16 protein-coding genes and 2 pseudogenes are annotated in these 20315 nt (G+C 40.4%); 12 read left to right on the plus strand and 6 right to left on the minus strand.

Going from position 1 to position 20315, the window contains the following annotated elements; genetic code table 11:
* Positions 1-50 precede the first annotated feature (50 nt).
* The 6 genes and pseudogenes from cysS (at position 51) to E4T92_RS06625 (ending at position 4955) form a co-directional block, all read left to right on the plus strand.
* A complete protein-coding gene (gene cysS / locus E4T92_RS06600) occupies positions 51-1430 on the plus strand; it encodes a cysteine--tRNA ligase (protein ID WP_135093926.1) in 1380 nt (459 codons plus the stop codon).
* Positions 1431-1650: 220 nt separating this feature from the next.
* Entirely contained in the window at positions 1651-2289 is a 639-nt protein-coding gene (gene sspA / locus E4T92_RS06605; RefSeq protein WP_077542793.1) for a stringent starvation protein SspA, read from the plus strand.
* Positions 2289-2741 (plus strand): ClpXP protease specificity-enhancing factor, encoded by a 453-nt coding sequence (locus E4T92_RS06610; RefSeq protein WP_135093927.1) that lies wholly within the window; start codon positions 2289-2291, stop codon positions 2739-2741. Before sspA ends, E4T92_RS06610 begins: the two co-directional genes overlap by 1 nt.
* Positions 2742-3004: 263 nt before the next feature.
* Positions 3005-3433: a 50S ribosomal protein L13 gene (gene rplM / locus E4T92_RS06615; RefSeq protein ID WP_077416350.1), complete on the plus strand. Its 429-nt coding sequence runs from the start codon at positions 3005-3007 to the stop codon at positions 3431-3433.
* A gap of 16 nt (positions 3434-3449) precedes the next feature.
* The gene (gene rpsI / locus E4T92_RS06620) at positions 3450-3842 is read left to right on the plus strand and encodes a 30S ribosomal protein S9 (protein WP_077542791.1); all 393 of its coding nucleotides are present in this window, start codon (positions 3450-3452) and stop codon (positions 3840-3842) included.
* A 451-nt stretch (positions 3843-4293) separates the two neighbouring features.
* A pseudogene (locus E4T92_RS06625) lies at positions 4294-4955 on the plus strand (NAD(P)H-dependent oxidoreductase).
* A gap of 130 nt (positions 4956-5085) precedes the next feature.
* Here E4T92_RS06625 and E4T92_RS06630 read toward each other — a convergent pair.
* From E4T92_RS06630 to E4T92_RS06645, 4 genes are all read right to left on the minus strand, one after another.
* A complete protein-coding gene (locus E4T92_RS06630) occupies positions 5086-5859 on the minus strand; it encodes a TIGR01619 family protein (protein WP_135093928.1) in 774 nt (257 codons plus the stop codon).
* Between the two features lie 9 nt (positions 5860-5868).
* Positions 5869-6672 carry an exodeoxyribonuclease III gene (xthA, locus tag E4T92_RS06635; protein WP_077542788.1) on the minus strand — a complete coding sequence of 268 codons (804 nt, stop codon included), beginning with the start codon at positions 6670-6672 and terminating at the stop codon, positions 5869-5871.
* Between the two features lie 315 nt (positions 6673-6987).
* On the minus strand, positions 6988-8628 hold the full coding sequence (locus E4T92_RS06640) for a phosphoethanolamine--lipid A transferase (protein WP_135093929.1): 1641 nt from the start codon (positions 8626-8628) through the stop codon (positions 6988-6990).
* A gap of 126 nt (positions 8629-8754) precedes the next feature.
* Complete coding sequence (locus tag E4T92_RS06645; protein ID WP_135094029.1) at positions 8755-9399, minus strand: TIGR01621 family pseudouridine synthase; 645 nt, start codon at positions 9397-9399, stop codon at positions 8755-8757.
* A gap of 18 nt (positions 9400-9417) precedes the next feature.
* On the opposite strand from E4T92_RS06645, the gene cls reads away from it, so the two are divergent.
* The 5 genes and pseudogenes from cls to E4T92_RS06670 all read left to right on the plus strand — a co-directional run bounded on the left by cls (position 9418) and on the right by E4T92_RS06670 (position 16703).
* Complete coding sequence (gene cls / locus E4T92_RS06650) at positions 9418-10878, plus strand: cardiolipin synthase (RefSeq protein WP_135093930.1); 1461 nt, start codon at positions 9418-9420, stop codon at positions 10876-10878.
* Between the two features lie 78 nt (positions 10879-10956).
* Complete coding sequence (locus E4T92_RS06655) at positions 10957-11721, plus strand: ATP-binding cassette domain-containing protein (RefSeq protein ID WP_135093931.1); 765 nt, start codon at positions 10957-10959, stop codon at positions 11719-11721.
* A gap of 1 nt (position 11722) precedes the next feature.
* A pseudogene (locus E4T92_RS06660) lies at positions 11723-12613 on the plus strand (iron-siderophore ABC transporter substrate-binding protein).
* Positions 12607-14580 (plus strand): Fe(3+)-hydroxamate ABC transporter permease FhuB, encoded by a 1974-nt coding sequence (gene fhuB / locus E4T92_RS06665; RefSeq protein WP_135093932.1) that lies wholly within the window; start codon positions 12607-12609, stop codon positions 14578-14580. The pseudogene E4T92_RS06660 and the gene fhuB overlap by 7 nt, the downstream one beginning before the upstream one ends.
* A gap of 32 nt (positions 14581-14612) precedes the next feature.
* On the plus strand, positions 14613-16703 hold the full coding sequence (locus tag E4T92_RS06670) for a TonB-dependent siderophore receptor (RefSeq protein WP_135093933.1): 2091 nt from the start codon (positions 14613-14615) through the stop codon (positions 16701-16703).
* Between the two features lie 43 nt (positions 16704-16746).
* Here the strand turns inward: E4T92_RS06670 and E4T92_RS06675 are convergent, their stop codons facing one another.
* Positions 16747-17805 (minus strand): TIGR01620 family protein, encoded by a 1059-nt coding sequence (locus tag E4T92_RS06675; RefSeq protein ID WP_135093934.1) that lies wholly within the window; start codon positions 17803-17805, stop codon positions 16747-16749.
* An 81-nt stretch (positions 17806-17886) separates the two neighbouring features.
* On the opposite strand from E4T92_RS06675, the gene E4T92_RS06680 reads away from it, so the two are divergent.
* The gene (locus tag E4T92_RS06680; protein ID WP_135094031.1) at positions 17887-18768 is read left to right on the plus strand and encodes a DUF535 family protein; all 882 of its coding nucleotides are present in this window, start codon (positions 17887-17889) and stop codon (positions 18766-18768) included.
* 1 nt (position 18769) lies between these two features.
* Here E4T92_RS06680 and E4T92_RS06685 read toward each other — a convergent pair whose 3' ends face one another.
* On the minus strand, positions 18770-20212 hold the full coding sequence (locus E4T92_RS06685) for a YcjX family protein (RefSeq protein ID WP_135093935.1): 1443 nt from the start codon (positions 20210-20212) through the stop codon (positions 18770-18772).
* Positions 20213-20315 lie beyond the last annotated feature (103 nt).

Here is a 20315-nt window from a genome sequence, read left to right on the forward strand (position 1 = left end):
TGCTATAAAAGTGCGGTCAGTTTCAATATCTATTTTTATCCGAGAAAAAAATGCTAAAAATCTTCAATACCCTAACCCGAGAAAAAGAAATTTTTAAACCTATTCACGAAAATAACGTGGGAATGTATGTGTGCGGTGTCACGGTTTATGACCTATGCCATATCGGTCATGGACGAACGTTTGTTTCCTTTGATGTGATCGCCCGCTATCTACGTTATTTAGGTTATAACTTAACTTATGTACGTAATATTACCGATGTAGATGACAAAATCATTAAGCGAGCATTAGAAAATCAAGAAAGCTGCGAACAATTAGTTGATCGTATGGTTACTGAGATGTACAAGGATTTTGATGCCTTGAATATTTTACGTCCGGATTTTGAACCAAGAGCGACTCATCATATTCCTGAAATTATTGAGATCGTTGAAAGATTGATTGAACGGGGACACGCTTATGTGGCTCAAAACGGCGATGTGATGTTTGATGTGGAAAGCTTCAAAGAATACGGTCAATTATCCCGTCAAGATTTAGAACAATTACAGGCCGGCGCACGGGTTGATGTCTCTGACGTGAAGAAAAATCCGATGGATTTCGTGTTATGGAAAATGTCAAAAGAGAACGAGCCGAGTTGGCAATCACCTTGGGGTGCCGGTCGCCCGGGCTGGCATATTGAATGTTCAGCGATGAACAGTAAGCAGTTAGGCGAACATTTTGATATTCACGGTGGCGGTTCTGATTTAATGTTCCCTCACCACGAAAATGAAATTGCCCAATCTTGCTGTGCGCATGGTGGCGATTATGTCAATTATTGGATTCACTCCGGTATGATTATGGTGGATAAAGAAAAAATGTCGAAATCTCTTGGCAATTTCTTCACCATTCGTGATGTGCTTAATCATTATGATGCGGAAACAGTACGCTATTTCTTATTATCCGCCCATTATCGCAGCCAACTCAATTATAGTGAGGAAAACCTCAATTTAGCCCATGGTGCATTGGAACGGTTATACACCGCATTGCGGGGAACAGATCAAAGTGCGGTCGCTTTTGGTGGAGAAAATTTTGTCGCAGCATTCCGTGAAGCGATGGATGATGATTTTAACACACCAAATGCCATTTCTGTGTTATTTGAAATGGCACGTGAAGTGAATAAATTAAAATCTGAAGCGATGGAAAAAGCCAATGGATTAGCCGCACGTTTACGAGAATTAGCTCAAACTCTGGGACTATTGGAACAAGATCCGGAAACCTTTTTACAGGCAGGTTCAAACGATGATGAAGTCGCTAAAATCGAGGCATTGATCCAACAACGCAATGAAGCCAGAGCCGCCAAGAACTGGGGAGCGGCTGATGAAGCCCGAAATGCATTAAATGCGATGGGAGTTATATTAGAAGATGGGCCAAATGGAACTAGCTGGCGTAAACAATAACGATGAAAGATAAATAATATTGTTAAATCAGATATTTTTTAAGCGAATAAAGCGGAGGTTTTTCCTCCGTTTTTTCATATCATTTAAATAGTATTTTGTATCTAACTTACTGAATATAAATCAAAAATAAGTTTTCCTTGGCTTTTTCATTCTTGCTTATGGTAGAATACCAACCTTTTCAAAAACTCTTATTATTTAATTTGGATCTTCGGAGGAATCAATGTCCAATGCATCAAGTAAACGTTTTGTTATGACACTTTTCTCAAATAAAGATGACATTTACTGCCATCAAGTGAAAATTGTGTTAGCAGAAAAAGGCGTAGCTTATGAAAATGAAGAAGTTGATCCACAGGCATTAACAGAAGATTTAATGGAATTAAATCCTTATGGTTCTTTACCAACATTAGTCGATCGTGATTTAGTGTTATTTAATTCACGTATTATTATGGAGTATCTTGACGAGCGTTTTCCTCATCCTCCACTTATGCCTGTTTACCCCATTGCACGTGGTAAAACCCGTCTTTTAATGTTACGTATTGAACAAGATTGGTATCCAACCTTAATGAAAGCAGAAAAAGGCAATGAAACTGAACGAGCGGAAGCACTTGGACAGCTAAAAGAAGAATTATTGGCAACTTCATCTATCTTCCAACAAATGCCTTATTTTATGAGTGAAGAATTCAGTTTGGTTGATTGCTATGTTGCACCATTATTGTGGAAATTAAAACAGTTTGGCGTAGAATTTACCGGAGCGGGTAGCAAAGCATTAAAAGGCTACATGGATCGCGTATTTAGTCGTGATTCGTTTTTACAATCAGTTGGGGAAGCAGCACCTAAAAATTTAATGGATGATAAATAATGGAATATAAATCTTCGCCAAAGCGCCCTTATTTGTTACGAGCTTATTATGACTGGCTAGTCGATAACAACTTTACACCTTATTTAGTGGTTGATGCCACTTATTGGGGAGTAAATGTGCCACTTGAATATGTTCAGGACGGACAAATCGTACTTAATCTTTCTGCTAGTGCCACGGGTAATTTGCAACTGACAAATGACTTCATTCAATTTAATGCGCGTTTCAAAGGGGTGTCACGAGAACTTTATATTCCTATGGGCGCCGCACTTGCTATTTACGCACGTGAAAACGGTGACGGCGTGATGTTTGAGCCTGAAGTCATTTATGATGAATTGAATAAAGAACCCGATACAGATCAACCTAATAATTTCACTGAAGCCGTTGTTCCCCCAAAAACAACAAAGAAAAAATCTTTGCCTAAATCAACGTCTCATCTAAGAATCGTTGACTAGGCTGGTAAACCGCTCAAATGCGATAATTCATACTTATTTGAACGATTAAGAGGGTTCAATCTCTCATTCAGTAAAGTTATGAATGATAAGTATAAAAAATTAGCATTTGTCTGAAAAATATGTATAATACGCGGACCCTGTAAATGCACGAATTCCCATCGTGCATTATTTTATCAAGATCACACTCGAAGGGGTGCTGATTCAGATTACTGGTTGTGTTCATTAGAACACTGGGTATCAAACTAATTTTTGGTAATTAATTAATGAAAACTTTTGTAGCAAAACCAGAAACGGTTAAACGCGACTGGTACGTAGTAGATGCGACAGGTAAAACTTTAGGTCGTTTAGCGACTGAATTAGCACGTCGTCTTCGTGGTAAACACAAGGCTGAATACACGCCACATGTAGATACCGGTGATTACATCATCGTGATCAATGCAGACAAAGTAGCGGTAACCGGTCGTAAAGAAACTGATAAACTTTACTATTGGCACACTGGCTATGTAGGCGGTATCAAGCAAGCCACGTTCAAAGAAATGATCGCACGCCGTCCTGAAGCAGTGATTGAAATTGCGGTTAAAGGTATGTTGCCAAAAGGTCCATTAGGCCGAGCAATGTTCCGTAAATTAAAAGTGTATGCAGGTTCAGAACACCAACACGCAGCACAGCAACCACAAGTTTTAGATATTTAATCACGAGGTTTAGGATATGGCAGAGAATCAAAACTACGGCACAGGTCGCCGCAAAAGCTCTTCAGCTCGTGTATTTATCAAACCGGGCAGTGGTAAAATCACTATCAACCAACGTGAATTAGACGTTTACTTCGGTCGTGAGACTTCACGAATGATAGTACGTCAGCCGTTAGAATTGGTTGAATTAACAGATAAATTAGATCTATATATCACTGTAAAAGGTGGTGGTATTTCAGGTCAAGCGGGGGCAATCCGTCACGGTATTACCCGTGCATTGATGGAATACGATGAAACCCTACGCCCAGCGCTCCGTGCTGCCGGATTCGTTACTCGCGATGCACGTCGCGTTGAACGTAAAAAAGTGGGTTTACACAAAGCACGTCGTCGTCCACAATACTCCAAACGTTAATACGCAAACTCGTTATACTTACGGATATTTATCCTTGTGTATCAAGAGTTTATTCAAGAAAGGTTGGTTTTACCAACCTTTTTCTATTTTTTTAATTCCTCTATCAGCACGATAAAAACGCTCTATAAAAATTACTTGAATTCGGCATTGAGATTTCTGTTACCATAATATCCTATAGTGTTCTCTCCCTATCATCAAAAAATTTGACTGAAATCTTACGTCCCTACTATTTCCTACCATCATCATTCCGCTAGATTCAAATCAAGAAAATTATAAAGAATATTGATGTGTTAAGAATCAGAATGAAAATTAAACGACTCAGTATTAATTTCCTCCTGTGCAATATAAAAAACAGCCTTGCTCTAAAACCGGTAACATTTTCTGTATTTGTAGATTCAATAAGAAAAACGTAAAATAGTGACCGTTTTTGACTTTAATCAAGAGGAAAATCATGGTAACACTTACCGCTCAAGAAGTTATCGAGCTTCTTCATCAACGCAGTTCAACCCGCTATTACGATCCGAGTAAAAAAATCAGTGACGAAGATTTCCATGCCATTTTGGAATGTGCACGCCTTCCCCGAGTTCTGTGGGATCAGAGCCCTGGAAACTCTTAGTGATTCAAAACAAAGCGTTAAGAGATAAAATCAAGCCATTTAGCTGGGGTATGATGAATCAGTTGGACAATTGTAGTCATCTGGTGGTTTTACTGGCGAAGAAAAACGCGCGTTATGATAGCCCGTTTTTTGTTGATGTGATGGTTCGTAAAGGGCTGACGGAAGAACAGCAACAACAAGCCTTAGCAAAATATAAAACCTTGCAAGAAAACGATATGAAATTGTTGGAAAGTGACCGCACTTTATTCGACTGGTGTAGTAAACAAACTTACATCGCCCTAGCCAATATGCTGACCGGTGCGGTGGCGATGGGAATTGATTCCTGCCCGATTGAAGGCTTCCATTATGACTTAATGAATCAGGCGCTTGCTGAAGAAGGCTTGTTTGATCCGAATGAATATGGCGTATCCGTTGCCGCCACATTTGGCTACCGAGCCCGTGATATTACAAAGAAATCCCGTAAAGCGATAGATGAAATTGTCACTTGGGTAGAATAATCCCAGCATTAGCTTATACAAATTCAATTTGTATTTATTTTGTAGGGATACACTGCGTGTGTCCGTTATAAAATCAAATTATTTCAATATGTTATAAGTGGACACACGCAGTGTATCCCTACAAAGCACATCAATTTAATTGCTTACTATCATCCATCAGACTATCGCATTCCCAACCAATATAATCTCCCATAAATTGTTGGGCTAATTTTTCAAATTTTTCGACCAGTTCAAAAATCTCACCATTATCAAGGGCTAGTTCTTGCTCAAGCTTCACCAGATAATAAGGCTCATCATCTTCATTAAACTGAATAGGTTGTGCGGAATATTGCAATGTCACGAAGGAATAATCCCCTAAGCTCAATTCATCCATAAAAGGAAGCATTTTCTGTTCTTCATCAAAATGAAAACTATGTTCGACCAAATAAGTATCACTTAAATTACGCCCTTTACTTTGCAATAAGCCTAACAATTCTTCAGTGGCGTTCATTTTTATCTCAAGGGGGGAAGCAAGTAAAAAATCAAAATAAGTATCCCAATTCGGATCCTCTTGAACACTCACCTCTTCCACAAAATCAATTTGCGATAAGGTTTCAAGTAACAGCTCGGAATGTTCACAATAAAAATGCATTTTAGCCTGTCCATTACAAATAAAATGCCCGGCAAAAAATACATTCGGAAGTGCGGTCAATTGTGCCAAAATTTTGAATATACGATTAATAAGTTTATCGTATTCCCCTTCTGACGGAAGCCCACTTTCATCAGTGTCATAACTAATAGCAAATTGCACAATGCTATTACAATTTTTACCATGAAATTGATCGATATTTTCAATGTTTGCGGTAAACACGGCAGGCATGTCATTCACCATAGAACGATAATTCTGCCAATTTGCCATATCCATGTTTTCGTCCTATTTAAATTCCGCCCAAATCGGTGCATGATCAGAAGGCTTTTCCATTGCCCGAATATCCAAAGCAATACCAACATCAACACAGCGTTCTGCTAATACTTGATTTACCAAAATATGATCAATGCGTAAACCACGATTATCATCAAAGCCTTTTGAACGGTAATCAAACCACGAGAATTTATCATTTGCCGTTGGGTTCAATTTGCGGAAACTGTCCTCTAAGCCATAATCATATAAGCGCTGATACCACTCACGTTCTTCAGGTAAGAAAGAACATTTTCCGGTACGCAACCAACGTTTACGGCTTTCCTCACCAATGCCAATGTCTAAATCTGTCGGGCTAATATTCATATCCCCCATGATTAAAATCGGATTAGCTTTATCGTGATCTTGTTCTAAATAACGTTGCAAATCTGCATAAAATTTTTCTTTTGCCGGAAATTTGGTTTCGTGGCTACGGCTTTCGCCTTGTGGGAAATAGCCGTTAATCACCGTCAATAAACCAAAATCCGTTTCCAAATCCGCCATAATAATCCGTTTTTGCGCATCCTCATTATCCGTAGGGAATCCACGGCGAACGGCTTTCGGCTCTTGTTTGGTCAATAACGCCACACCATAATGCCCTTTTTGTCCGTGGTGAAATACGTGATAGCCCAAATTTTCTGTGATTTCATAAGGAAAGGCCTCATCCGCCACTTTAATTTCCTGTAAACCAATCACATCCGGTTGGTATTTTTCAATCACCGCCTCCAATTGATGCGGACGTGCACGTAACCCATTAATATTAAAAGAGATAAATTTCATTTAAGTTCCTGTTTGTAAGAAAGAGGGAGAAAGTGCGGTGTATTATACAGTATCTCGCCAAATTCTCCCCTATCTAAATTTCAAGGTCTTTAATTCTTACAGAATTTATGTTTCTAGACTTTATCCTTAGCAAAGATATTCACATAACACCTTACACATCAAAGACTTAAAGACCTGTACAATACATTGTAGTTTCTTACATTGATCTACTTTCCGTAGATAATGCTTAATGAATGTAAAATAACTATATCTTTCACTGGCTAGCATTCCAAAATTATCAACACGTTACCCCCAATGTTATTATATAAATCAAATTTAGTTCCTAACTTTACACTGTGCCAAAATATCAAGCTTTTTATCGTAAATATTTAAATCATTTTTTATATCTAACATTGAAAAAATCGTGTGAAAATAATTATCGTGAGAATATTCTTGGGTTTCAGCATTTTTACGTAAACAATTCAAGTCAACCCCCTCATTTTTTACCCATGCCGGTGAAAACCACATCACCATAGGAACTCGAGTTTGATAAACCGGGGCAATAGCGTAAGGTGTTGCATGCAAATAAATACCGTCTTCACCTAAACTTTCACCATGATCGGACACATACAGCATAGTACTTTCCCAATCTGTTCTTTTTTCTAGAAGTTTGATTACTTCATTTAACAAATTATCAATATAAAGAATACCATTATCATAAGTATTCACTAATTGTTCATTTGAACATTTCTGAATTTCATTAGTTTCACAAGTTGGTGTAAATTGCTCAAAATCTTTGGAGTAACGCTCATTATAGGTTGGACCATGACTACCTATAGTGTGTAATACAATCACTGTATCTTTGTCCGACTTATTCAATTCCTTATCCAAATCTTTTAATAAAATTTCATCTAAACATTCCCCATTTTTACAATATTCAGGTAAATTTAATTCCGTCAGATTTTGTGTAGGAACACGTTCGCATACCCCTTTGCACCCTGTATCATTATCACGCCATAAAACATCAACACCAGCACGCTGTAAAATATCTAATAAATTATCTTCATGTGCAGCTTTCGTCGCATTGTAATCAGAACGGGTATAGCGAGAGAACATACAGGGCACGGAAATTGCCGTTGCCGTACCACAACTTGAAACATTTTTAAAATTGATAATATCATTACGAGCTGCCAATTTTGGTGTAGTTTGGCGAGCATAACCATTCAATCCCCAATTTTGTGCTCGTGTCGTTTCCCCTACCACTAAGATAGTCACATGACGATATATATCCGGTTTCTCGACAAACGCCCCCGTCCCAATTTCTGTAAATGGTAAATTCGCTTGATAATTTTTCTTCACCAACTTTATTGTTGAGCCGATGAAATTCGACGGCACAATCAAATGAACAATTTCCTTATTATTACGTGAAAATGCCGCATAATCCTTATAGTAAAATTTCCCAATAATGATCACAACCACGCAAGAAAGTACAATCATTCCTAAACGAATCAAGATTTCTTTATACCAACGACGATAATTTATTTGTGTGCAAATATATAACCAAGCAGGAATAACCCCTAAAATAAAGATCCATAGCAAATAAACGGGAGTGATCATCCTAGAACTTTCCGCAACGTTCGTTTGAAGAACATTATTCAGCTGATCACTATCAAAATAAATACCAAAGAAAATCCCCTGATAACTAATTGCCGCACCAATGACTAAAAGCAATGGAATAATCACTTTATGTAGAATGGGTAAACTAATGAGCTGAAATGCGGCATTGAGCGTAAAGAAAACAAAAAATGGGACAGTAAATAAAAAATAATCTTCAGAACTACCGGTAAAAGGATTAAGTTTTAATACTGTTTGATAAAATTGGTAATTCAAAACCAGTGTGAAATAAAGTGAAACTAAAGCAATAATAGTCGTTGATGAAAGAGAAAACTTTCTAAAAATATATTGTGAGAATCTCATAAAAACCTCATTTAATCTAAACATGACGCTAAGCAAATAATACAGAGCTCCCCTAAGACAATCTTATAATATTTAAAGTTCATCCTCGCTCATTCTAGTCCATGAGAACTTAGTATTTTGTTCACATCACAAAATCATTCTTTGTACAGCCTCCCTCCGCCACCATTCCCCTTCTTTCGGCATGGCTTTCACGTCAAATTTCTCACCGTGAAATTCAAATTCCAACCTTGCGGCGTGTAAATAAGTGCGGTCAATTTCAGCCGTGTTTTTGCCATAGAGCTCATCACCTAAAATCGGGCTGCCCAAGCTTTTCATGGCCACCCGTAATTGATGGGTTTTGCCGGTTTGGGGCTTGAGGATAAACAAACGTAAATTCGGTTCGCAACTAATGCTTTCAAATTGGGTAATCGCAGGATTGTCTTTGCTTTGGCAAAGTTTCCACGCCCCATTACGGGCTTTTTTCATATCACCGATAATCCGGCCTTGTTTCTTTTTCGGTTTTTGATGGCTTAATGCGAGGTAGGTTTTCTGTATTTTATGTTCGGTAAAAAGTCGCGAAAATTCAGCCGCACTTTCTGCATTTAAGGCAAGAATTAATAATCCTGAAGTGACTTTATCCAATCGATGAACCAACCACACTTGCGCCATACCCAGTTGATTCGCCACCTGCGTGGTGAGACCAACCATTTCCCGATCTTTATGTACGCTTACGCCACAAGGTTTATAAATAATGATAAAATCACGGTGTTGATAAAGAATCTCGAATTCCATAAGTGCGGTTAAAATTTTATGAGTTTTGAACATATTATACTGGTTTATATTGCCCCAATGATAGTTTGGGTATCAGTGATTTCTGTTACGCTGCGTTTACTCGTAAAAAAACAAGCGGTTTCTGCCACGCTTTCTTGGCTGATGATCATTTATTTAGTACCGCTTATCGGTGTCGCTGCCTATTTGGTTTTTGGCGAGATAAAATTAGGTACAAAACGTGCTAAGGCGTTCAAAACATTACACCCGAAATATAGTGAATGGTTGGCTCATTTATCGCAACAGTCATCACTGGTTAGCACACCCAAAAATCTACAATATCGACCGCTCTTTGATCTGAATTATCAACGCCTCGGCATTCCTTGTATCAAAGGCAATGAATTGCATATTCTAGACACCCCTGAAAGCATTATTCACAGCATTATCAAAGATATTCAACAAGCACAGCATTCCATAAATATGGTGTTTTATATTTGGTCGAACCAAGGCATGATAGAAAACGTCAGCCAAGCCTTGTTGGATGCCAAACAACGAGGGGTAGAAATCCGTATTTTATTGGATTCCGTAGGAAGTCGCCCTTTCCTAAAGGGTAAAGCATGTCGGGCGTTACGCAAACAAGGCATCGAAATTGTCGAAACCCTCTATGTCAATCTATTTAGGATGTTTTTTAGCCGGATCGATTTACGCCAACATCGCAAAATCATTGTCATTGATAATCAAATTTCCTACACCGGCAGTATGAATATGGTCGATCCTGCCTTTTTTAAACAAAACAGCAAAGTCGGCAATTGGGTGGATATTATGGTGCGGGTTAACGGTGCGGTTTCGGCCGTGTTAAACAGCCTACACGCTTGGGATTGGGAAATTGAAACCGGCGTTGAATTGCCATTATCTTTACCAAATTGTCCGCTTGTGCCAATTGATGATTATGACACTCACTCCGTCCAAGTTATCGCCACCGGCCCTGCATTCCCCGATGATCTTGCTCCGCAAAGTTTAGCGTTGGCAATTTATGCCGCTAGAGAAAGCATTGTCATCACCTCCCCCTATTTCGTGCCAAGTCACAGTATTGCCGAAGCGTTACGCATTGCCGCCTTACGGGGCGTAGAAGTTTCAATTATCCTACCGAAGAAAAATGATTCCCTTATGGTGGGCTGGGCAAGCCGTACTTTTTTTGACGATCTCCTTGCTGCCGGCGTGAAAATCTATGAATTTAAAGCAGGTTTATTACACACCAAAAGTGTTCTGGTTGATAATAAACTCGCCTTAGTCGGTACAATGAACATGGATTTACGCAGTTTTTTCTTGAATTTTGAACTGGCACTTGCCGTAGAAGATCTTGCCTTTGCCAATGAAGTTTCGATCCTACATGAGAGCTATATTGCCAATTCAGCCCCTCTAGACAGCGAAAAATGGCGCTCCCGACCATTCTATAACCGCATTATTGAACGCTTGTTCTTTTTATTCAGTCCATTGCTGTGAGTGATATGGGTAAAGTTGAAATAAGAATAATTTTCACATAGAATAAAACCAATTTTGTTGTTTGTTCTCGGGTAATTTGTGTTTCAACTTCAGCAAGTTTCATTTTCTATTCCCCAGCGTACCTTACTCCACCCCACAAGCCTTTCTTTTGAAAGCGGTAAGGTTTATGGGCTAATTGGGCATAACGGTTCCGGTAAATCAACATTAATCAAACTCATGGCACGACAGCAATCCCTCTCGAGTGGTGATATTTTGTTAAATAATCGTGCCATTCAACATTGGAATAGTCGGGATTTTGCCAAACAGGTGGCTTATTTACCGCAACATTTGCCACAAGCCACCAATATGATGGCAAAAGAACTCATCGCCATGGGGCGTTATGCGTGGAATGGGTTGTTTGGACGTGAAACGGAGGCAGATAGACAAGCTGTCACCAAAGCGTTACAACTGACCCACACCGAAAAATTTGCCGATCAATTAGTCGATACCCTTTCCGGTGGTGAACGTTCGAGAATTTGGCTTGCCATGTTATTGGCACAAGAAAGTCGCTTTTTATTACTTGACGAACCTTTAGCCGCCTTAGATATCGCTCATCAGGTAGAAGTGATGCAACTGATTCAACAACTGAGCCGTGAATTAAGCCTCGGTGTCATCATCGTCATTCATGACATCAACCTTGCCGCCCGTTTTTGTGATCATTTAGTCGCCTTGCACAGTGGAAAATTATTAGCACAAGGTAATGCTCACGATATTGTTAATCCCGCCTCATTACAGCAAATTTACGGTATTAGACTCAATGTCATTGAGCACTCTGAAACCCATCGTCCTGTGAGTTTTTATTAATATGCCAAACCTTATTAAAAAAATGCTCATAATTCTGACCGCATTTTTTGGTAGCCTACAAATCTCAGCCGGCGAATTTCAGGCAGGTTACGCTACCGTAGATTGGTCTGTGGCGGAAACCCTAATGGCGTTAGGCGAACCACCGCTTGCTGTGGGCGATGTGAAAAGCTATCAAACTTGGGTGATGGAGCCTTGATTGCCCCACACAACGATTGATTTAGGTATTCGTTTACAACCTAATTTTGAACTGATTTCAACTTTGTCACATTCCCTAAATGCCCAACCGCTTACTTTTATTCATAGTCATTTTTATGCGGCATTGAATGATAAATTATCCACTTATGGAAAAGTCTATAACGTGGAATTTTATAAAGCAGGAAATACTTGGCATAACATCGTGGCAGCAACCCAAGAAATCGGCAAGATTATCGGTAAACCACAAGCCGTACAAACCTTACTTGCAAACTATGAGAAAAAAATCGCCGAATATCGACTGCACTTAGCACCTTTTACGGATCGCCCGGTGGCTTTAGTACAGTTTATTGATACACGCCATTTACGCATTTATGGCGAAAACAGTTTGCTCGGTGCAGTGATTCAGCAACTTGGCTTTCAAAACGCCTATTCACGAGAAGTGAATGATTGGGGATTCCAAAATATCGAGATTACCGAACTGGCAAAATTGCCGAAAAATACCAAATTTGTGGTAATCAAACCCTATCCGAATAACATTGCCTCGGCACTCACGCATAATACCTTATGGCAGCATTTACCGATGGCGAAAGAACCCTTGATTTTGCCTGCCGTTTGGACATTTGGCGCCTTACCTTCCGCAGAACGCTTTATCACAATTTTTGCAAACGGCTTATTACAGGGCGGTGAAACATGGTAAATCGCGGTTTGGTTTTAACACTTGTGTTAAGCGGTATTTTCATTGTGCTTAGCGGTTTCTTATTGAGTTTGCAACTTCCTATTGGGTATCGTGTTTTTGATCTTTTTCGTTTTACCGATAACCTTAATTTATTGTTAATACAAAGCTATACCCTTCCACGTATCACCATTGCCCTACTTGCCGGAGGAAGTCTCACCTTCGCCAGTCTATTATTGCAACAAGTCATGGGAAATCCGCTCGCCTCCGACAGCACACTGGGTATTAACAGCGGTGCGCAATTCAGCCTATTTTTGGTGGCAATTTTTGCCCCTACGTTATTGGAATACGGTTCAAGCGTTATTGCACTCGCCGGTGCGGCATTAAGCCTGTTATTGGTGATGACCCTTGCCATGCGCAAAACGATGTCACCGTTATTATTGATTTTAGCCGGGCTTGTGGTGAACCTGTATTTTGGTTCTTTCACCGGTATAATGATGTTGTTCTACCCTGAAGAATCACGCGGTTTGGCACAATGGGGGGCAGGCTCATTAGTCCAAGGAAGTTGGCGCGACAGCCAATTATTATTGGTGCAAAGTGCGGTGAGTTTTGCCCTAATTTTTGCGTTACGTCGCCCGCTCACTATTCTTGCCTTAAATGACAGTAACGCCAAAAGCCTTGGCGTACCGGTAGGCAAACTCCGTTTTATCGGTGTCGCTGTCTGTGCTTATTTAATCGCTTCCGTTGTCAGCGCAGTGGGCATGATCGGTTTTGTGGGATTATCCGCCTCCACCATCGTACGCCAACTGGGAATTCGCACCTTAACTTGGCAATTAATCTCAGCCTTTATCATCGGTGCATTGTTGTTGGCGATCACCGATTTAGTTTTACAAATCATTAATTTCTATTATCAAATCAGTCTGCCGACCGGCGCTGTCACCGCTTTGCTTGGCACACCGTTATTACTTTGGTTGATGTTCCGCACACTACCTCATAGCGGACGTTTGACAGACGCTGCCCCTCAAAAACTTCGCCGATATCAACCGCACTTTACCCGATTTACTATTGCCTTATTTGCGGTCAGTTTACTTGTTGTGCTTTGTCTCGGCAAAGACGCATTCCATTCACAATGGAAATTCCTCGTTCCCGATAATGCCTTTGATTGGGAGATTTTTGTCTTACGTTATCCACGCATATTGATCGCCATTTGTGCCGGAATTTTGCTTTCCGTATCAGGCGTGTTATTACAACGTTTAACCTTAAACCCAATGGCAAGCCCCGAATTACTTGGCGTGTCATCAGGCGCAAGTATGGGAATTTTGGTTTTACTCTTTGTCTTCTCCGCCCAAGATCCCCTTTGGTTTTGGCTTGCCGGTATCAGCGGTGCGTTAAGTGCCTTAATGATTCTTGCCACCATCAACCAACGCAATGGCATGCTGCCGGAAAAAGTGTTACTGACAGGGATCAGCCTCTCCGCACTATTCGACACGCTGCAACGTCTTGCCATTGCCAGTGGCGATCCACGTGCGAATCAACTCATCAGCTGGACTTCGGGGTCAACACAAAATACTGATCCGAATCTTGCCATACCCTTTATTCTATTAACATTAGTATTATTGGCGATAAGTTTAATTTTTAGTCGTTGGCTGGATTTATTATCGCTTCAAACGCCGATAGCACAAGCCCTTGGCTTAAATATCAAACGTACTCGTTGGATATTAATTATTTTTAGCGCAATTTTAACCGCACTTGCCACACTCATGATCGGCCCGTTGAGCTTTATCGGTTTGCTTGTGCCGCACTTAAGCCATTTTTTAGGGGTGTATAAAGCACGGCAACAATTACTGATTTCCGCACTGCTTGGCAGCACCATTATGCTGATCGCCGACTGGATCGGACGACAAATTTTATTCCCTTACGAAATCCCTGCGGGGTTGGTCGCCACCTTAGTGGGCGGCACTTATTTTTTACTAATGATGCGAAAAGTTTAACTTAATTTATTCACCTTCATAGAGGACTCAACATGAAGAAAACCTTTATTTACAGTGCACTGACAAGTGCGGTCATTTTTGCCATGAATTCTGCTTATGCCGAAGAGCAAAAAGTGGAAGAATTGGATGAAATCACCGTGACAGGTGGTTCTATGTTTAGAATGGGTGAAGTACCGGTTTATCAAGCTAAATCTGCCGTAGCAATCACACGTGAAGATTTGGATAAACAAGACGTACTGAAAGCCGATGAAATTGGCCGTTATCAAGCTGGATTTGCCAATCAAATCTACGGTTCCGACACCAATACTAACTGGTTCCGCGTTCGTGGTGCGGAAGTAACGCAAGCGGTTAATGGTTTACCGACATTTTCTTACGGTTTCTTTACACCGCAGGTCGAGACCTTTGGTTTAGAAGCGATTGAAGTTACAAAAGGGGCGGATTCAATGACCTTTGGTGCGGCGCAAGCGGGTGGTTTAATTAACTATGTCACCAAACGCCCACACAAAGAACAAGTGGGTAAAGGAGAGGTAAAACTAACGGCCGGCAATAAAAATCAATATGGCATCGGGGTAGATTATACTGTCGGGTTAAATGCCGATGATTCCGTGCGTCTTCGTAGCGTATTAAGTTACGGCACACGTGATGGTGATTGGGATAAAACCGAAAATGAAACCTTCTATATCGCCCCCACCTTAGAATGGGACATTTCCGATCGAACACATTTAACCATTTTAGCCGGCTATCAACGCGATCACGGCATCCCAAGTTCAAACTTTTATCCGCAAGAAGGAACGCTCCGCCCGTTACCTAACGGTGGCTATTACAGTCGTAATGTAAACTTTGGCGATCCATTAAATGACACGGAAACCAATCGCCAATACCGTATTGGTTATGAATTCAATCATGATTTTGCTAATGGCTTAAAAGGTTATTCAAGTTATAGCTATTCACACATTCAAAACTACCACCGTGGCGGATATATTTATCCTTCCGCATACTCGGCAACATTTGCCCCTGTTGCACCAAGTGCGAATAACTATATGGTCAGTGGCAATACGGTTTACAACAACGGCAAAATGATCACCCATACGCAGGATAATCACCTTAATTGGGAATATGAAAATACTTGGTTAAAAAACACCCTAAGTATTGGTATGGATTATCGTCACGCAAAAGTTGATGCTTTATATAGCCAATACGCTTTGGCTTATTCCGCTAATTTAGCCAATTATCATCAAAACTGGGGGCAATCCGCTACTCCGGTTGGTACGCCAACACGCATTAAAGCCCGCCAATTAGGCTTATATTTACAAAATCAAGCCCGTATCGCTGAAAAATACGTTTTAGGTTTGGGTATTCGTCACGATAAAGCAAAACAAGATGAATATACGTCATCTCAAACGGTGAAAAACAACCATACTTCATACTCCGGTTCTTTCATGTATGAAGCACCGTATGGAATTAACCCTTATTTTAGTTATAGTGAATCTTTTAGCATTCCAGTCGGTCTTTCCGGTAATGAACGCCTTTATGATCCGCAAATCACCCGACAATATGAATTAGGTGTGAAATATCTACCAACCTGGTTGGATGGCGTAATTAGCGTAGCCGGTTTCCGTGCGAAAGATAATGGCGCATTAAGAATGAACGGTGTTGGCACAACAACCCAAGATGACAACGTATATCGCAAAGGGTTTGAACTGCAAGCCGATGTAAGTATCACGCCTAACTGGAATCTTGCTCTCGCTTACACCTATACTAAATCCGAAACCAAAGATAACGCCACTGGCGAAAAGGTTCACAGACCATCAATTCCAACAAATGTCTTTGCATTAAGAACGAACTACACATTTAACGAGGGAGCACTTAACGGCTTAACATTAGGAGCCGGTTTACGTTATAACGGTCATAGCGTTACCTCAAAAGGCTCGCTTTACTCTCATGTACAAGTACCCTCTTACACGGTTGTAGATCTCATGGCGCGTTATGCAATTACGCCAAACTGGATTGCACAAGTAAATGTCGATAACGTTGGTAATCGCCGTTATATCGCCTCTTGTGACTACTATTGCTATTACGGGCAAGAACGTAAAATGAACGCAAGCTTAACTTACAAGTTCTAAAACAAAAACGCGCGTTATCTTCTCAAATAACGCGCATTTTTTATCACACTAATTCCTTTTCCTTCACTTTCTTATTCAATACCATGTCTTTTATTATGGTCAAAAGTTCTTTTTGAATATGGGAAAGTTTCGGTTTTTCTTTGGCTTGGAAAGCAAGCGGACGACAAAATTCCATCGCTTTCACCCCCAAGCGGGCGGTGAGTAACCCTACGCCAATTCCTTGCGCCGCACGAGCGGAAAGTTTCGCTGTAATATCTTGCGAAAGCCAATCCATACCAACCTCTTGTACCACTTCGGTGACACCGGCAAAGGCGATGTTCACCAACACCATACGCAATAAACGAATACGAGCAAAATAACCGAGTTCAATCCCATAAATATCTGCGATTTTGTTGATTAACCTAATACCCCGCCATGCCACAAAAAACATATCCACGACGGAAAGCGGGCTAATCGCCACGACCACGGCAGACTCTGCCACCATTTTGCTAATCAATTTTTTCGCTTTGAGATCAAAAGGTTTCAGCACATTTTGACTGAATAATTGGGCAACCTCTTGTGCGGAATACGCCTCATTCAGCAGGCTTTGCCATTGAACAATGGCAGGCGATTGCTCATCTAATTGCAGACCTTTTGCCATTTCTAAGCAAAGTTTTTTACCTTGTTCACCATCAGCTGCAAAAACATCCGCGTTTTTGACCGCACTTTTCTGCCAGAGTAACCGACTTTGTTGCTGTAATTTTTCACGTTTTTTCAGATAGACTAAACGCCGCCATTCACCCACAATCTCTTTCACACCAAACAGCACCACAACCAAACTGACAAGGGAAAAGACGAAATAAATCCATTGTTGATTTTGAAAACTTGTTAAAATCCACTGTACCGATTGCGCGACAGTTGCCACACCAAATAAAAGTGCGGTCAATTTTAATGTCGTTTTCCAACCGCTTGAGGCGGGTTTTACCGCACGTTCAAAGGATTCATCAAGTAATTCGCCCTCTAACGATTCATCAGGCAAAATTTCCACGTTGTTAAATTCCTGTTTTGGCTGAAAAGTTTCCATCTCAACGTCATTATTCTGATTGAAAATTTGCTTTTCCATTATAAAATACGTCCTATTTCTTATTCTTGGTCATCATATTGAGACATGACGATGACACTCACATTCACCATAAATATCCACATGACAATACAAACTAAAATTTCACTCCCAACTTACGTCCAAATGTATCCCTATTCAAAAGACCGTCCATTAGCAAAACAATTACGTGAAAGACTTCGCTATTATGCCTATACATTAATGTTCCGCAAACAATGTCATCAACTCATTGAATTTCTCAATAAAAATACACAATGGCAACCACTTTTTAAGCAAGATTATTATCGTTTTAATCCGCTTTTAACCACTTATTGCGATAAACGTTTTTCCGCGCCGCAACGTTTTAGTGCAATCACACAGCATTTACAACTTGCCGAAGAAAAGTGGGGCTTGCCGTTCTGCTCTACCTTACTTAAGGAGCAAGTTGTTTTGTTGAGTCAATTAACTGACGATCTTTCTCTCAATTTAAGTTTAAACTTTATCGATCCTTTTGAAGGTTATTTTGCCCTGAATATTCGCAATAAAAATGATGAACGCATCTATGATGCCTCATTTACTTTTTTATCACCAAATCAATTGCTGATTGCCTCTATGCAGGGCCCTCGCCATGGAAATTCACAGGAATTAATCAAACAAGCAACGAAAGATTTACACGGCATTCGTCCGATGTTTATGTTAATGCACGTATTCCGTGAGTTAGCAAAACATTGGCAATGTGATTTGGTCGGTATTCCACATAAATTTCAAGGTAAATATCGCCTCTCCGCACGAAGTAAAATCTTGTTTAACTACGATGAATTTTGGCAAGAAAACCAAGGCATTTATCAAGATCGTTATTGGCAACTCCCCCTTAATATTGAACGCAAACCCTTAGAAGACATTGCCAGTAAAAAACGCTCAATGTATCGTAAACGTTACGAAATGCTGGATCGACTGACCTCTGAGATTGCAATCCATTTTAGCTAACCTAATCAAACCGATCCCCTAGCAAAAATTGTAACACGGCATCCATGCGCAAATGGGGGATCGCCTCACCTTGTTCAAGGGGTTGCGGATCAAAACTGTCAAAGTCAAACAGCACCGGTTTTCCTTCCTTTTCCGCCAAGTGCGGTTGATTTTGCCAAAATTCTTGGCTTGGTAATTTGCTCGGCACACTGCCCGGATAAAGGGTAATCCATCGCTTATCTTTGCTCCGAACGCCCTGAACCGCTTTCATCTGTTTACCGTTTTGATTGACGATCACTTGTTTCGTTGCACGAATTGCGGCAATTGCCGTGTATTCCGTTTCGATGCCTTCAAATTCCACATGGCGACCGCCTTCTTGAACCAATTGCCGCATTAGGCTCACTAAATTCGGCATTTGGTCAGTGGTAATATGATCCGCCTTCGTCGCAATAAACATCAATTTATCAATCCGTGGAGAAAATAAACGGTTCAGAAAATGCCGTTTACCATAATGAAAATTTTTGAATAACTGATTTAACCCCGTCTGCATCTCTAAAAAAGCTTGTCGGCTATGATTCAGCGGTGTTAAGCAATCCGCCAGAATCACTTGGCGGTCAAATGTCGAAAAATAATTTTCATAAAACCCTTTCACAATACGATTGCGATAATAATCATAGCGTTTATTCAATACGGCAAAATAGCTATTTGGTTTTGCCTCTTTTTTAAGGCTTCTCCATTGCTCTTGTGTAAGATGCAATAAAGGGAAAAACTGCAATACCGGTGCGCCTTCCAATTCCCCCGCTAAAACAAACCGTCCCGGCTGAATAAACTGCATCCCCTGAGCTTTACATTGATGAAGATACGCCGTGTAAATGTTTGCCAGTTTTGCTAAAACATCTTCATTTACGACCGCACTTAAATCTAATTTTTTTACCTCATCCAACCAAGGTTGGGCAAGCGCCGCCCGCATTCCTTGATGAATTTGCTTTTGTTCTAAGGACCATTGTTCAAAATCCAAATGTAACAAAGGTAAATCAAGCAACCATTCCCCCGGGTAATCAAAAATATCTAAATAAAGTGTGCCTCGTTCTTTCAGATGGCGTAATAAACCGCTTTGACGCTGAAAACGAATGGCGAGGCGTGTTTCACTCACCCCTCGTGTCGATTGACACCATTGTGGCGGTTGTTGGGAAAGTGCACTAAGATTCGCTTCGTAATCAAAACGTGGCACGCTCAAGTCTTGTTGCGGAACACGCTTGACAGCAATAATTGTGCCGTTTCTCGCCGCTTCCAATAACGGTAAAGGATTCCTTGAGGTTTGATTAACAGACAATAATTGATTGATGAGGCTGGTGATAAAAGCGGTTTTGCCACTACGACTCAGCCCTGTGACAGCAAGGCGTAAAGTGCGGTCAAATCCGCGATTAATTATTTGGTTGAGTTCTTGATGTATAGAATTAAACATGAGGATCTAGGATAAATTCGACAATTGCGGATTAAAGATGACAATAATCTCATCATTTTTTGATGATCAACAATTCAATATATTCAATAAAAGCAGCGTCTAG

Source organism: Pasteurella sp. WM03, assembly GCF_004570945.1.
Taxonomy (GTDB): Bacteria; Pseudomonadota; Gammaproteobacteria; order Enterobacterales; family Pasteurellaceae; genus Rodentibacter.